This window comes from Vibrio sp. 10N.261.52.A1 (genome assembly GCF_002876325.1).
GTDB classification, from domain to species: Bacteria; Pseudomonadota; Gammaproteobacteria; order Enterobacterales; family Vibrionaceae; genus Vibrio; species Vibrio chagasii.
The window spans coordinates 1-818 of the sequence record NZ_MCYD01000187.1 but is presented as its reverse complement, the minus strand read 5'-3'; the positions used below and the strand labels follow the sequence as shown (position 1 = coordinate 818).

The window sequence follows — 818 nt, the reverse complement described above, 5'->3', positions numbered from 1 at the left end:
CTTATTAGAGTTCGCAGAACATCAGTCGACAAAGTTCTCGGTATAAAAGAGAAATACAGATGCGCATCTTGTAGTGGCGTTCTGAAGGTAAAAGGATAGTGGCGAAAAGGGAAAACTAGACCTTGGTTTCCGATACTGATAACACAAAGCCCGAATATCTTAGGTGAGATATTCGGGCTTTGTTGTAAAGAGGTATAGCAACTTAAATAACGTTAAGTGTTTTTTGAGTTATACATCTTATCGAAGTTCTTTTGGTTCCATCCGACCATAATCTGGTCACCGATTTTAAGCACTGGGATAGAGCGAGCGCCCATCGCTTGTAATTCTTTACGGCCGCGTTGCATCTTAGCGTTAATTTGTGAAATACGTAATGTTGTTTAAGCCCCAGGCATCGCTAAACCAATAGCGATAAGGCTTTGCAACACCATCATAATAATGTGTTAGAAGAATGCACATTAGTTTTATGGAGCATTTCACATGCCACTCAATTTACAAAATCGCCCTGCGATTAGTTATGCCCGTTATTCATCCCAAGGACAAGACAATAATGACTCACTTAGACGACAAGCTGAAATTTTTGAGCTTGCAGTCAAGTCTACTGGTGCAGTTGCAACTAATATTCAGTTAGTAGATGAAGCTAAATCTGGTTTCAAAGGGGAACATATCAAAGCTGGTTCTCTTGGTGCTTTCATTGAGCAATTAGAAACAATGAGCTTTAGCCAACGTCCTATATTGTTCATCGAAAAGTGGGACAGATTAGGTCGTCAAAAAAACAGTATTACTCAAGATGTATTGAACAAGCTTTTAAAACACGTAGA

1 protein-coding gene and 1 pseudogene are annotated in these 818 nt (G+C 39.2%); one reads left to right on the top strand and one right to left on the bottom strand.

The window, feature by feature from the left end; genetic code table 11:
• Positions 1-212: 212 nt before the first annotated feature.
• A pseudogene (locus BCT81_RS02490) lies at positions 213-353 on the bottom strand (glutaredoxin family protein); the annotation flags it as partial.
• A 124-nt stretch (positions 354-477) separates the two neighbouring features.
• Between BCT81_RS02490 and BCT81_RS02485 the strand changes: the two are divergent.
• On the top strand, positions 478-818 hold a 341-nt coding region (locus BCT81_RS02485), incomplete at its 3' end, for a recombinase family protein (RefSeq protein WP_198596831.1).